Source organism: Streptomyces sp. NPDC048565, assembly GCF_040650935.1.
Lineage (GTDB): Bacteria > Actinomycetota > Actinomycetes > Streptomycetales > Streptomycetaceae > Streptomyces.
In genome coordinates this window covers 199,108-213,178 of sequence record NZ_JBEZIH010000009.1, presented here as the reverse complement: position 1 = coordinate 213,178, position 14,071 = coordinate 199,108, and the positions used below count along the sequence as shown (strand labels likewise).

The following is a 14,071-nucleotide window of genomic DNA, read 5'->3' as shown; positions in this document are numbered from 1 at the left end:
GCGGCGGACGAAGTACGGTCCGTGACGGCGGTGTTCACACCGGCGTCCGTCCTCAGGCCCTCGTCTCGCGACGGACGGCGGTCTGCGGCCGGCCCAGCGCGCTCCGCAACTCCTTGCGCCCCGACAGGCCGAGCTTGCGGTAGACGGAGGTGAGGTGCACCTCCACCGTACGGCGTGTCACGAAGAGCACCTCCGCGATCTGAAGGTTGGTCCGCCCCGTCGCCGCCAGCTCCGCCACCTGCTTCTCGCTGCGGGTGAGTTCGCCCGACCTGCGGGACGCGGCGCGCCAGGGCCGAGCCCCCGCGCTGAGCAGAAGACCGTGCGCCTCGTCATGCAGGGCGTGGGCCCCGAGGGCGTGTGACTCCTCCCACCCCCGGCGCAGCACCGTCCGGGCCTGGCCGTTGTGCCCGGCCCCCAGCAGCGCACGGCCGCGGGCCACACGTGCCCGCGCCAGCGACAGCGCGGCGCCGCTGTGTGCCAGCACGGCCTCCGCGTCCGCGAACAGCTGCAGCCGCTCGTCCTCGTCGCCCGCCGAGGCCAGCAACTCCAGTGCCGTGCCCAGGGCGACAGGGAAGCCGGCGGCGTGTGCGAGAGCCACCGCCCGGGTGGCGAGACGGCCGGCCTCCGCACGGTCGCCGAGGGCCAGGTGGGCGTGTCCGGCCCAGTACCACCACGGCGAAGCGGCCGGGTTCGTCCGCTGCCACAGGTCCTGCCGGCGGCCGCACTCCGTCAGATCGGTCACGGCGGCCCCGGGATCGCCCTGGACCAGCCGGAGGCGCCCGCGGGCACCGAGGAACTCGCTCCACTGCCAGGCGTCGTCCATGGTGCCCGGCGGCACCGTGCCGGCCAGGGCGTCGGCCGCCGCGACGTCGCCCCGGTCGAGCAGCGCGTGCAGCCTGTACGCCAGCGCCAGCGTCTGGTGATGGGTGACCTGTGCGCCGGGCGTCGACCCCAGGGCTTCGGCCGTGGAACGGAGCGCGTGGTCCAGGCGCCCCAGCCGCTGGGCGGCCTCACCGTCGAGGGCGAGCAGACCGGCCCGCAGCCGGTCGGGCACGGTGTCGGCGCCCTCCAGGAGCTGCTGGTAGATGTGGGCGGCGTCCGCGGGCCGGTCCCCGTACGTCAACGTGGCTGCCGCAGCGGCCAGGGTGACGGTGGAGTCGGTGATCGGAGTGGCGGCCCGCACCACCCGGTTCGCCGCGGCCAGGGCCTGCGGAAGGAGCTCCGTCCGGCTCATCGCGATGAAGGCACGGCCGGCGAGCAGGGCTCGCTCCGCCGGGGTCGCGCCGGGCAGGTCCAGGCGCAGCGAGACCGTTTCGAGGAGGTTGGTGCAGGCGTCGAGGTTGTCGGTCGCGGCCACCAGCATGTCCGCCTCCAGCTGCTGGAGGCGAGCTCGCCCGGAGGGCGAACCGGTGTCCTGCACAGCCAGCAGCTCCGCCGCGCGCCCCATCCGGCCGGTGCGGGTCAAGGCGCCGACGAGTGTGCTGAGCGCCGTCAGACGCAGGCCGGGATCGGTCAGGCGGTCCAGTACGGACGTCAGGTGACCGATGCAGGCGTCCGCGTCCACCCATCCCTCCGCGACGCCCAGTTCCATCACCAGGGTCGGGTCGCAGGTGTCCTCGTGGCCCTGCGGGACACAGGACCTCAGCAACTCCACCGCGTGTTCCGCCGCCCCCTGGAGCATCGCCGCGCGGGCCTCCTCCCGCAGTACGGCCCGCGCCCACGGCTCCCGTGTCGCGGCCGGGGACTCGAGCAGGTGCTCGGCGATGACGGCGGCCGGTGCTCCGCTGTCGTGCAACAGCCGGGCGGCGCGGCCGTGCAGGTCCGCGCGGGTCCGGGGCTGGGTACCCGTCAGGACCGCGTTACGGACGGCGCGGTGCGCGAGGGACCAGGCGTCCGCGGCGGACTCCTGTGCCAGTCCGACCGCCTCCAGCCGGCGAAGGGAACGGGTGAACGCGGTCGTCTCCACCCGCGCGAGACCGGCCCCGGTCGTGGTCGGTGTCCGCTCTCCCAGAACGGCCACGGCCTGCGCGGCGCGTACGGCGACGGGGGACTGCTCGTGCAGGAGGCGTCTCGCCCGCCGGCCGAACACCGGGATGTCGCCTTCGCTCGCGGCCGCCAGTCCGGCGCTCGTGAGCGGCCGGCCCAGCTTGCGCAACCCGGCGACCAGCCCCGTCACCAATGCGGGATTGCCGCCGGTCGCAGCCAGGCAGTCCGCCTGGAACCCGGCCTCGACGGCGCTCCCCGTCAGCCGGCTCACGACCGTACCGATGCCCGGCCCGGTCAGCGGCCGGGGCCTGAGGGCCTCGAACATCGGACGCGGCACCCATTCCACGGGCGCGACGGGCTCCTCGCTGTCACGCCAGCCGAGGGCCAGCAGGAGCGGCAGATCGTGCCGGGTGCGCAGGAGACGCACGAGCGCTCTGATCGACTCGACGTCGGCCCGGTGCGCGTCGTCGATCGACAGGAGCGTGGGACGCGTCGCGGTAGCGGAACCCACCGTCTGCCGGTACAGCAGGAGCGGATCGTGCGGGGCATGCGCGGCGACGTCAGGCGAGGAGGACGGCACACGTGCCCGCCCGGCCGGGGCCCGGGAGCCGCCCGCCCGGGTGAAGGCGTGACCGGCTGCGGCCGTGGTGTCCGACGGGGCAGCCGGAGAGCCGAAGCGGAGGATCCGTCTACGGGCCCCCGTCATCTCCACGACGCGCAGGCCACGCAATTGTGCCGCTTGGGCCAGGGTACGCAGGAGCGCCGTCCTGCCGATGCCGCCCGGCCCCTTGATCACGACGAGACCGGTGCGCCCCGCGGCGGTCCGCCGGACCAGGTCGTGCAGGACCGCCGTCTCACGCTCGCGTTCGACCAGTGGCACGGCCTGCCCGGCGGGCAGCTCGTGGTCGTGGGTGCCCGACGTAGCGATCCCGACCGCCTCCCTGGGGCGTGCACCTGGCCCCGATCGCGCCACGAAAAAGTAGTTGCGACCTTAGGAAGCGGAATCCTGTGCGGTCAAGCAAACGCGTGCCCGGTGCGAGAACACCGCCGTCCGGGGGCCGGGCGTGCCGGTCACTTCGTTCCGATGCTCGACGGCAGGGCGTGACGCCCGCTGATGTCCAGCTTGCGGTACGCGTTGGTCAGGTTCCGCTCGATCATCCGCGTCGACACCTGGAGCCGCTGTGCGATGTCCGCGTTGCGCAGACCGGCCGCTGCCAGCCGGGCGACCCGCGCCTCGGACGGGGTGAGCTCGGGCCGAGGCTCCGGGACGGCGGGGCTCCGGCCGATCCGCGCCCCGATCCGCTGCGTCAGGCGGTCCGTACCGCAGGCGACGGACAGCACGCGGGCCCGCTCCAGGGCTTTGCCGGCCCGCACTCCGTCCACGCCCGGCCGGCAGCCGTACGCGTACAGCGCCCGGCACAGCTCGTCGAGGTTCGTGGACCCCTCCAGTACGGACACCGCCTCCGCCAACAGCTCCGTTCCCCGGCGGCCGGGCGTGACGCGTCCCAGCGCCACCAGTGCCCGTCCCTCCGCGGACGGCGCGCCCCACTTGCGGGCCTGCTCCACCCCGAAGCGTCCCGCGGCCAGCGCCCGGTCCTGCTCGCCGAGGCGGTGATGCACCAGGGCGGCCTGGGATGACCACGACAGCACGGCCGGATTCGACCAGCCGATCCGCTCCAGCCGCTCGCCCGCCGTACGGAAATGGTGGAGGGCGATGAGGTCCTGCCGGCGGCGGGCGGCGAGCAGGCCGCGCGCCATGTGCAGGAGGGCGGCGTGGTACTGGTCCTGGTGGTGGGGCAGGTCGCCGGCGAGGCACTCCTCGGCCAGTTCGGGCTCGCCGCTGTGCAGGGTGACCATGGCGAGGATCGCCGAGCGGACGGCCGTAAAGGCATTGACCTCGGAGTCCACCACGACATCGGTCCGTACCATCGTCTGCCGGGCCTCGGCGATCCGGCCGTGGGAGAGGGCCACCACGGTGCGCTCCGCCCGCAGCACGGCGGCCTCCGCGTCCGAACCCCGAGGGTCGACGAGTCGGCCGACCGCGTCCAGCCAGGGAACGATCTCCTCGGTATGCTCCGCGGCAGCCAGGGCGTTCACCGCCAGCGGCAGCGGGGTGTGGGCATGTCGCGGATCCGGCGGTTCCAGGGCCAGCAGGGGCGCCCCGAGGTCCGCCAGGCGCTTCGCCGGTGCGGTGTTGGTGACGAACGCGATGTGGATCAGCGCGGCGAGCAGTTCCCGTTCGCCCACTGTCCTCACGGGCGGCCGCGGCCCCAGCTCCTCGAGCCTGCGCAGGGCGGCCGAGTGGATCGCGGGCTCCTGGTCGCACAGGACGTAGTGGCGGGCCTCCAGGCGCAGCACGAGCTCGGCCGCGGCGGCATCGGCTGAGCTCAGGGTCCGCAGCTCCGCGGCCAGGCCCTGCGTCAGGAGGGCGATTCCGGACTCCGACGGCCGGTACAGCAGCGGGCCCAGCTGGACCGCTGCGGCGGCACGGTCCAAGGGGGAGTCGAACAACGGCAGCGCCTCGACCACGTGCCGTAGCGAGGCGAGGGTCGCGAACCCTCGTTCCGCCGTGGCGAGATCGGTCAGCACCCGGGCCCGGAGCGGTCCGGTGCACGAGCCGTCCAGCAGGGCCTGGCGCAGATAACGGGCCGCGTCGCGCGGTGCCCCCCGCGTCAGCGCGCTGTCTGCGGCGGCCCGCAGAATCCTCACGGCCTGGGGGGCTTGCAAGGTGTGCACCGACATGAGTTGCCCGGCAGCGGCCTCCACCGAGTGCCCCGCCCGGTGCAGCAGCACCGCGGCGCGGTTGCGCATGACCGTGAGCTCGTCCGCCGGGATGCCGTCCGCCAGCGCGTCCCACAGCAGCGTGCCGTTCTCCCCGGTCCCCGGCGGGCCCAGCCCCCAGCGGCCCAGTGCGGCGACCGCCCTCGCACACCCGGGCGCGTCCAGGCCCGCCAGCTGCGTCACGACCCGCTGGTCGGCCTCGCCGCCCAGGACGCACAGCGCCTGCACGACCCGGCGGACCGGGCCGGGCTGGGACCGCAGGAACGCCGACAGGTACTGACGGAGACTGTCCGAGCGCAGCGTACGGGCGAGTTCGGCGTGCTCGGCCCGGGGGCCCAGACCCCGGGAGTACGCCTCGTCCAACAGGGACCGCAGCAGTAGCGGACTGCCGGCGGTACGCACCAGCACGGCCGCCATGAACTCCGCGTCCGCGGCACCGCCCAACGCCGTATCGACCCACCGGCGCACGGAATCGGGGCCGAGAGCACCCAGCCGGATCCTGTGGTCAGCCGTGTCCACCAGCCCGTGCAGGACGGAGCCCGTATCCGGCACGACACCGGACGGCAGCGAGAGGGCGAACACCGTACGGCGGTCATGCCGGACGGCCAGGCACTTCGAGAGTTCCGTCAGCGACTCCGTGTCGGACCAGTGCAGGTCATCGACGACGACGAGCAACGGGCCGTCGCCGGACAGACCGTCCAGGACGGACGCCGACGGCACCCGTCCACCGACCGGTCCGGGATGCGAGTCGCCTGGGGCCCGTCGCCCCCGGCCGAACTCCGCCGCCGGGGAGCAGCCCGCGGACGCCACCAACTGGTCCACCACACCACACGCCAGCCACCGCTCCGCGCGGGACGCCTGGGCCCTGAGCACCAGGAAACGCTCGTCGCACGCCCGCTGCGCGAGGGCATCGAGGAACGATGACCTGCCCGCGCCGAGCGGCCCCTCGACCAGGAGCAGAGATCCGTGTCCTGCCGCGGCACGTCGCAGGCCGGCGGTCGCCGGCGTCAGTTCGGCCTCGCGTTCCAGTAGCACCAGTGCCGTCCTGTTCTCGTGCGACTCTCGGCGGCCGTCGCCGTACGTACTCCTACCCATCTTCGGGCCGCCGAGCGCCGGGACGTCACCCAGCCCGCCGCCGGCCCGGATTCCAGGGAGCACTGCTCGGGCAGACGGCTCGTTGACGGGGGCTGTCCATCAGGGGGCCAGCGTGCAACGGGTGAAGATGTCCGTCAGCTCCCGCGCCAGGCGGCCCAGGTCGGCCACCGCGAACAATTCGTGATGGCGGACGACGTTGTCGAGGGCGCCCTGCACCGCCAGCGCCAGCACCGGCGGGTCCGGAATGCGGAACTCGCCCGCACGGCAGCCCTCTTCGAGCAGCACGACCAGAGTCTCCACCGACAGGGCACTGCGGGCGACGTCGTCCAGTCCGAGGGCCGGCCGTTCGCGGACGAGTCCGGCGATCTCGGTGAGTGCCCTGGCATGCGCCGGGTAGCGGGCCATGAAGTCGAAGTGAGAGGAGATGTAGGCGCCCAGTTTCCCGCGATACGTCGTCTCCTGCTCGACGTGGCCGGTCCGAAGCGTGCCCGCCTTCTCCAGGATGGTCCGCGTGACTTCCCGCAACAGTTGTGGCTTTCCCGCGAAATGGTAGGAGATCAGACCGGTACTGCTCAGATTGGCATGTCTGCAGATCGCCGTGAACGATGTCTTCGTGTAGCCGATCTCGGCCAGCGTCTCGATCGTCGCCTCGACGATCTGTGTCCTCCGCGCGTCCTGGGTGAAAGTGCGGCCGCGCACGGGTCGGGACGGCAGTTCCCTGTACATCGTGTCCTCGGATCGACGGTAACAGGCGCATGTTCTGTTCCAGGTCGTGCACGGCGACCGGCCTGTCCGCGGACGGCGTGACCGGGGGAGCGGTGCGGTGGGGGAGGAGGACCGCGGACTTTGCCCGATGGCCGAATCCGCGCTCCTCCCAGGAGTTGGACAAGGGTGTCGCGTCGCTGCACGTACCCAACTCGCGCCCGGTGGTTCCCACCGGGTGAACTCCCGGAACGCGGCCCCCAGTTCTAGCAGGGACGTCGGCAGGCGGCGGGCCCCCGGCGCCGTAACGGTGGATCCCACCGAGGCCCGGCCCGACGCCCGCCGTGAGGATGGCGTCGCCGCGGTGGACCGGCCATCGCGCGAAGACACGGGAAAGGGCGGTGGGACAGGTGAACCCGTTCGACGACCCGGACGCCACCTTCCAGGTCCTCGTCAACGACGAGGGACAGCACTCGTTGTGGCCCGCGTTCGCGGAGGTCCCCGACGGCTGGAGGGTCGCGCACGACGAGGACAGCCGCGAGGCGTGCATGACCTACATCGAGAAGAACTGGACCGAGCTTCGGCCCAGGAGCCTGATCGAGGCCATGGAAGGCTGACCGCGGCACACCCCCGAGGAGCGCGCATGCGACACGACACCCTGGTCGACGCCATCGGAAACACCCCTGCCGTGCGGCTGCGGGTGGACGCCCCCGACGGCGTCGAGGTCTACGGCAAACTCGAACTGCTGAACCCCTACGCCATGAAGGACCGCGTCGCCCGCCGCATCATCCTCGAGGCACGCCGCACCGGTGCCCTGCGAGAGGGCGCACCCATCGTGGAGAGCTCATCCGGCACCATGGCCCTCGGCGTCGCCCTTGTCGGCACTTACCTCGGGCACCCCGTGCACATCGTCACCGACCCCCGCATCGACCCCGTCACCCTCGCCAAGCTCAAGGCGATGGGCTGCAGCGTGCACATCGTGAAGGCCATGACCGCACACGGCTGGCAGGGCGCCCGCCTCGAACGCCTCGCCGAGCTGATGCGTGACCTGCCGGGCTCCTGGTGGCCGCAGCAGTACAGCAACCCGGACAATCCGGCCGCCTACCGGACTCTCGCCGCCGAGCTCCTCGATGACCTGGGCACCGTGAACGTCCTGGTCGGCTCGGTCGGCAGTGGCGGCTCACTCTGCGGCACCTCCGCCGCGCTCCTGGAACACCTGCCCGACCTGAAGGTGGTCGGTGTCGACTGCGTCGGCAGCGTGCTGTTCGGCCAGCCCGACGTCGCCACTCGCAAACAGGGCGGCCTCGGCAACAGTCTCTACCCCGACAACATCGACTACCGGCTCTTCGACGAGGTCCACTGGCTCTCCGACGACGAGGCCTTCGACGCGACCAAGAGCCTCGCGCGGGAACAGAAGATCTTCGCCGGCAACACCTCCGGCTCGGTCTACCGCGTCCTCACCCACCTCGCCGCCCGCGCCGCCCCGGGGACCCGGCTCGTGGGCATCATGCCGGATCGCGGGGACCGATACGTCGACTCCGTCTACCGGCACGAGGCCGCGGGCCCGATCGCCACCGTCCCCACCGAGGTGGCCTTCGGCACGACCGTCCACAACTGGTCCTGTGCGGCGCTTCCGCGCAGAGAGCGCCCGGTCCTCCTCTTCGTCGAGTCCAACACCACCGGCACCGGAATGCTGGCCCTGCGCACCGCGACCCGGCTCGGCCTCGCCCCGGTTCTCCTCACCAAGGACCCCGCCCGCTACCCGGGACTTGACGAGACGGGCTGTTCCGCCGTCCTCTGCGACACCGAGGACGAGGCGGCCGTCCGGGCGGCCGCCGGCTCGGCCGCCGCAGGACGTACCGTCGCGGGAGTCACCACCACCAGCGACTTCTACCTCGTCCACGCGGCGGCCCTGGCCCGGTCGTTCGGACGGCCCGGACACGCTCCCGGCACCGCCGCGCTCTGCCGGGACAAGTCCCTGACCCGCGCCGCCCTGAGCGAAGCGGGGATGTCACAGCCCGCCCACGTCGTCGTCGGATCCGCAGAGGGTGTCGCGGCGGCCGTCGCCCGCGTCGGACTGCCCTGTGTGGTCAAACCGGCGGACGGCTCCGGATCGCAGGACGTGCGCTGGTGCGCCGACGAGGCCAGCGCTCTCACGCAGGCCGCGCACATCCTCGCCGCCACCGAGAACATCCGGGGACAGGCGCGTGCCGGCAAGGTCCTCGTCGAGGAGTTCGTGGACGCTCCCGAGTACAGCGTGGAGATGTTCTGCGCCGAAGGCGAGGCCGTGTGCGTGGGGATCACGGGGCGGACGACCACCGCGCTGCCGCACTTCGTCGAGACCGGGCACTTCTTCCCGGCCGCCCTGTCCACCACGGCGGAGGCCGACATCGCGGAGTGCGCCCGGAAGGCCCTCAAGGCGGTCGGTTTCGAACTCGGCCCCGCCCACGTCGAGGTCCGGCTGACCCCGGCGGGACCCGTCGTCATCGAGATCAACGGACGCCTGGCCGGCGGCATGATCCCCCAACTGATCCGCGCTGCGACCGGCATCGACCTGCTGGACCAACAGCTCCGCGTTGCCACCGGGCGCCCCCTCGCACTGACCGCGGACCGTGCGCTCCACGCCGGACTGCGGTTCCTGACGGCGACGGAGACCGGCCGGCTGACCGGCATCACCGGTGTCGCGGAAGCTGCCCGCGTCCCCGGCGTCGAATCCGTCGTCACCACCGGGGTCGTCGGCCGCACGGTCCGCCCGCCCCAGGCGGCCTACGACCGCCTGGGCCACGTCATCGCGGTCGGATCCACACCGCGGGAGGCCGAGACCGCCCTGGAGACCGCGACGGCACTGATTCGGGTGGAGACCGTCCGGGAACCCTGAGGACTCGCGACCGACCGGTTCGGGCACGCAGCCGACCGGTTCGGGCACGCCGCACGGCGGAGCCCCGGCGACCGTAGGCAACGCCGCCGGGGCACTCCCACGCCTTCCATGCGGCCGTCGTGGCATGGCCACCGCTCACACGACGGTCATGCCACGACGGCCCCCGCCGCACGACGGCTACGCGCCCCGCAGCTCCGGCCGGACGACACCGCCGCCGACCCGCACACCTCGCAGTACCTCCCGTGTGTCGGGCGGGCGGCGCAGCGCCACAGCCGGCGGGGACGCGGAGGTGGACACCGCCGCCGGCGCCGCCGGGGCACCGGCCTGCTGCTGCGCCTCCCAGGCTGCGATATGTGCCCGGGACCGCAGCCCCAGCGTGGTGCGGATATGGCGGATGTGTGTCTCGACGGTACGCACGGACACATGGATCCGCGCCGCTATCTGACGGTTCGTCAAGCCCTCCACGACGAGCGCGGCCACGTCCCGCTCCCGCCTGCTCAGCGGATGCGCGGCCCCCCCGCCCCGGGGCTCCGACACCTCGTCGCCGAGCGCCAGGGCCAGCGCCTGCCGCCAGGGCATCGCACGACCGGCCTCCAGCCAGGACTCGGCCCGGCCCACGGGCAGTGCCCGCAGCGCGGTGTCACGCGCTTCCTGGACACGTCGCCGCCACCAGCCGCTCTCCCCCGGCCCGCCGCCACGCACCCCTTCCGCCACGCCCAGCAGCCGCGTTCCGCGTTCGAACCGGTAGCCGCGGGCCGCGACCAGCGCCAGCCCTTCCAACGCCCGTGCGGCGTCCGCGTGATGATGTGCACGGCAGCGCAGGGCCTCGGTGAAGAGCTCCTCCGCCCGTTCCAAGTCGCCCTTCTCCACCGCCAGCGCGCCGGCGGTGGACAGAACGGAGCTCAGCCACTGCGGGGGCACCCCACCACGGAGTGCGGGGAGCGCTTGGGCGAGCTCACGCTCCGCCCCCGCCGGATCACCGCCCTCCAATCGGTTCCGGGCGAGGGCGCCCCGGCTCAGCGCCACGAGGGTGTCGTGATGAGCCCGCAGCCCGATCTCCAGCGACTCCTCCAGGTCGTCGGCCGACGCCCGGCACTCGTCCCGCGCCTGGTGCAGGATCCCGCGGTCCAGCAGCAGCCGCCCCAGCAACGGTGAACGGCCCCGCTGCCGCTCCTCCCGCACCGCCTGGTCGATCAACCGTGCCGCCCTGTCGCCCCGACCGACCAGAGCCGCCGCTTCCAGCGCGAGCGCTCGGTAGTCGGAGTGCGGTGCGGTCCGCTCCAAGGCATGCTCCACGAGCCCCGCCACCTCGGCGCCCCGGCCCCGTGCCCCCTCCACCGCGGCCAACGCCGCGACCAGGAGCAACTGCCGTTCGTCGGACCCCTCTCCCATTCGCCGGACCGCGTGTGCGAGATTGACGCGCTCCCCGGCCAGCCGGTCCAGCGTCGCGACCGGCACCACGGCCTCGCTCCGCAACGGTAGAGACATCGTTGTCAGCCAGACGATCAGACGTTCGTAGGTCGCTGTGTCCTCGCCCTCGGCAACGAGCCGCTCCTGTCCGAAACACTGCGTGGACTCCAGCATCCGGAAGCGCGCGGCACCACCGTCCCTGCCCGTCGACGGGGTGATGACGGACTTCGACTCCAGGGCGACCAGGAGTTCCGGCAGGGAGACCGCCGCCTCCGGCACGTCCGCCGTGACCGCCGAGACCGCGTCCGGCCCGAACCCGCCCGGCAGGATCGACAGCCTGCGCAGCAGAGCCTGTTCGGCCGGGCCCAGCAGTACGTACCCCCACTCCAGCGAGGCGCGCAGGCTCTGGTGGCGGTCGTCGGCCAGCCGCCAGCCGTTCGTCAGGAGCGTCAACCGGTCCTGGAGCCGCGAGCGGATCTCGGCCGGCGGGAAGACGCGGATCAGCCGGGCGGCCATCTCGATGAGCAGCGGCAGTCCGTCCAGGCGTGCGCAGATCTCGGCGACGTCCGCGGCGTTGTCCCGGGTGAGCCGGGAGTCCGGGGCGACCGCGCGGGCCCGGTCCATGAAGAGCGCGACCGCGTCGGAACGCAGACCGTCGGCGAGGGAGTTGACGGACTCAGGGTCGCTCAACGCCAGACCCGTCACGGAGAACACCGACTCGCCGGGCAGCCGCAGCGGCTCCCTGCTGGTGGCGAGCACGCTCAGCCGCGGCCGTCCGGGGAGCAGCTCGGTCAGCACGGCTCCGCACGTGTACAGCACATGGTCGCAGTCGTCCAGAACGAGCAGCCTGTCCAGGGCGGAGGCCGCCCGGCCCTCTTCGGTCCCGTCGCCGAGCGCTTCGAGGATTCGCCGGCGCACGTCGTCGGCGTCGGTGACTGTGCTGAGCTGCACGACCGAGACCTCGCTCCGGCGGCCGCGCGCCTCCTGGCCTGCCACTTCCAGCGCCAGCCGGGACTTGCCCACGCCCGCGGGTCCGGTCAGCGTCAGCAGCCGTACCTCGTGCAGCAGGCGGGTCAGCTCGACCAGTTCCTCGGTGCGGCCGACGAAGCTGCTCAGTTGGGTCAGTAGTTCGCTGCTCAGCCCGGCCTCCACACCGCCGGACTTCTGCCGCAGCCGGTACGAGCGCTGACGGCAGGCGTTGGAACAGTAACGAACCCGGGGCTGCGAGGTTCGGGACTGCTTGGTTCGAGTCAGTTCGGTACCGCAGGTGTCGCACGTGACAGTCGTGGGGGTGGACATGGCACACACCTTTCATGGTGTCGGCGAGTGCAGTGACGTGCTGGATTTCGGTGTGCGAAGTCCGCTTCGGGGAAACGAGGAATAGCCGGTCGAAACCACATGGGAAACCGGTGTCCTGGGAAGCGGCGGGCAGTTGGGGGCGAACGCCCGGGAATTGAAATGAGGCTTTCCGGTGAAACTCTTGCAGGTGTCGGACGTGGCCCGCCCGCCGCGAGGGGGCCGGAGGAATGACTGCGGGGTCTTTCGCTGCTCGCTGCCGCGTTCGGCCCGGTCAGCCGCCGGTGAACGGGCCGTAACGGTTCGGCGTCCGGCCTTGAGCATGAGGGGTATCTGCAATGCGGGTGGTCACCACTGGATACCGTCTTCCTGTACTCAGATGTGAGGTATCACGCAGAGTGAATGCCGTGGCCTGGGGTAGCCGATTCGTTCCGCGTGATTGCCTCAGAGCCTAGGAATGGTCTCCTCCGCTAGTCAAGCAATGTTTTGCGCGCACCCAAAAGACTGTGGTCGGAGGTTCGGTGGGCGGTGTGCCCGTTTATCCGGCCTGTGGAGTCCGCTTCACGCCTGTTTCGAAAAGTGTTTCCGTGCCGTCCACCGCCGGCCCGCGTCCGGACGCCGTCCGGCGGACCCGTTCAGCGGGAGGGACGGGCCGGGAATTCTCCGTTTCGGCACCACAGTCCCTGACCGTCGGGCGTCGTAAACCGTCTGCCCCCCCCGGAAATGTCCCGGCGGTATCCGCGGGCGAGCCGTCCGCGAACCGGCCGACGGGTCGCCCGCGTGGCCCGGGATCGGGAGGGCCCCTTCGGGCCGGCGTGGTGTGCGTGGACCCGGCATTCCGCTGACGGCTCTGCCGACGGTTCAGCGATGAGGAACGAGGATGTTGGCGTACTGCGACGGCTTCTGCCGCACCCGATCGCCGCGGGCGGCCGTGGTTTCGCCGAAGGGCGGCGTCATGGCCCCCGTGCCCCGGCGGGCCCGGCAGCGTGCGCGCCGGGCCCGCCGACGAACGGTCAGTCGTACGGGTAGAAGCCCGACCCCGTCTTGCGGCCGAGCCGGCCCGCGTCCACCATCCGCTGGAGCAGCGGGGGAGCGGCGTACAGCGGCTCCTTGTACTCCGCGTACATCGAGTCGGCGACCGAGGCCACGGTGTCCAGGCCGATCAGGTCGGCGAGCTTGAGCGGCCCCATCGGGTGGGCGCAGCCCATCTCCATCCCGTTGTCGATGTCCTCGCGGCTGGCGATGCCCGACTCGAACATCCGGATGGCGGAGAGCAGATACGGGATCAGCAGGGCGTTGACGACGAAACCCGAGCGGTCCTGGGCGCGGATCGGGTGCTTGTCCAGCACGGTCCGCACGACGGATTCCGCGCGCTTGACGGTCTCGTCGGACGTCGTCAGCGCGGGGATCAGCTCGACGAGCCGCTGCACAGGCGCCGGGTTGAAGAAGTGGATGCCGATGACCTGGTCGGGACGGGAGGTCGCGACGGCCAGCTTCACCAGCGGGATGGAGGAGGTGTTCGATGCGAGGATCGCGTCCGGCCGCGTCACGACCTGGTCGAGCACCTGGAAGATCTCGGTCTTGACCTGCTCGTTCTCCACGACCGCCTCGATCACGAGGTCACGGTCGGCGAACTCGCCGAGGTCCGTGGTGAAGCTGAGGCGAGAGAGGGTCTCGTCACGCTCCTCGGGGGTGATCTTGCCGCGTTCGGCGGCCTTGGAGAGCGAGTTGTGGAGCCGGGTGCGCCCTATCTCCAGGGCCTCTCCGGTGGTCTCGGCCACCTTGACCTCGAGGCCGCTGCGGGCGCACACCTCCGCGATGCCTGCGCCCATCTGGCCACAGCCCACCACTCCGACGCGTGCAATGTCGGCCATAGACTCCGTCACCTCGTGCCTTTCGCTGATCCTCGTGCGGCAGTCCCGT

Annotated in this window: 7 protein-coding genes; 2 read left to right on the top strand and 5 right to left on the bottom strand. The window is 72.2% G+C overall.

What is annotated here, in order from left to right; genetic code table 11:
* Positions 1 to 52 precede the first annotated feature (52 nt).
* The 3 genes from AB0C75_RS14225 to AB0C75_RS14215 all read right to left on the bottom strand — a co-directional run bounded on the left by AB0C75_RS14225 (position 53) and on the right by AB0C75_RS14215 (position 6,561).
* Positions 53 to 2,959 carry an AAA family ATPase gene (locus tag AB0C75_RS14225; protein WP_362890439.1) on the bottom strand — a complete coding sequence of 969 codons (2,907 nt, stop codon included), beginning with the start codon at positions 2,957 to 2,959 and terminating at the stop codon, positions 53 to 55.
* Positions 2,960 to 3,057: 98 nt separating this feature from the next.
* The gene (locus AB0C75_RS14220) at positions 3,058 to 5,925 is read right to left on the bottom strand and encodes an AAA family ATPase (RefSeq protein ID WP_362890437.1); all 2,868 of its coding nucleotides are present in this window, start codon (positions 5,923 to 5,925) and stop codon (positions 3,058 to 3,060) included.
* 36 nt (positions 5,926 to 5,961) lie between these two features.
* Complete coding sequence (locus AB0C75_RS14215) at positions 5,962 to 6,561, bottom strand: TetR family transcriptional regulator (protein WP_362890435.1); 600 nt, start codon at positions 6,559 to 6,561, stop codon at positions 5,962 to 5,964.
* 413 nt (positions 6,562 to 6,974) lie between these two features.
* Between AB0C75_RS14215 and AB0C75_RS14210 the strand changes: the two genes are divergently transcribed.
* Positions 6,975 to 7,181: an MbtH family protein gene (locus tag AB0C75_RS14210; RefSeq protein ID WP_362890486.1), complete on the top strand. Its 207-nt coding sequence runs from the start codon at positions 6,975 to 6,977 to the stop codon at positions 7,179 to 7,181.
* A gap of 26 nt (positions 7,182 to 7,207) precedes the next feature.
* On the top strand, positions 7,208 to 9,442 hold the full coding sequence (locus AB0C75_RS14205) for a pyridoxal-phosphate dependent enzyme (protein WP_362890433.1): 2,235 nt from the start codon (positions 7,208 to 7,210) through the stop codon (positions 9,440 to 9,442).
* A 177-nt stretch (positions 9,443 to 9,619) separates the two neighbouring features.
* Here AB0C75_RS14205 and AB0C75_RS14200 read toward each other — a convergent pair whose 3' ends face one another.
* Together AB0C75_RS14200 and AB0C75_RS14195 are read right to left on the bottom strand one after the other, a co-directional pair.
* On the bottom strand, positions 9,620 to 12,151 hold the full coding sequence (locus AB0C75_RS14200) for a LuxR C-terminal-related transcriptional regulator (protein ID WP_362890431.1): 2,532 nt from the start codon (positions 12,149 to 12,151) through the stop codon (positions 9,620 to 9,622).
* Between the two features lie 1,010 nt (positions 12,152 to 13,161).
* On the bottom strand, positions 13,162 to 14,022 hold the full coding sequence (locus AB0C75_RS14195; protein WP_362890429.1) for a 3-hydroxybutyryl-CoA dehydrogenase: 861 nt from the start codon (positions 14,020 to 14,022) through the stop codon (positions 13,162 to 13,164).
* Positions 14,023 to 14,071: the final 49 nt, after the last annotated feature.

Coding starts and splice junctions, on each gene's coding strand:
- AB0C75_RS14205 (WP_362890433.1), top strand. CDS start 7,208: ATGCGACACGACACCCTGGTCGACGCCATCGGAAACACCCCTGCCGTG.
- AB0C75_RS14200 (WP_362890431.1), bottom strand. CDS start 12,151: ATGTCCACCCCCACGACTGTCACGTGCGACACCTGCGGTACCGAACTG.
- AB0C75_RS14195 (WP_362890429.1), bottom strand. CDS start 14,022: ATGGCCGACATTGCACGCGTCGGAGTGGTGGGCTGTGGCCAGATGGGC.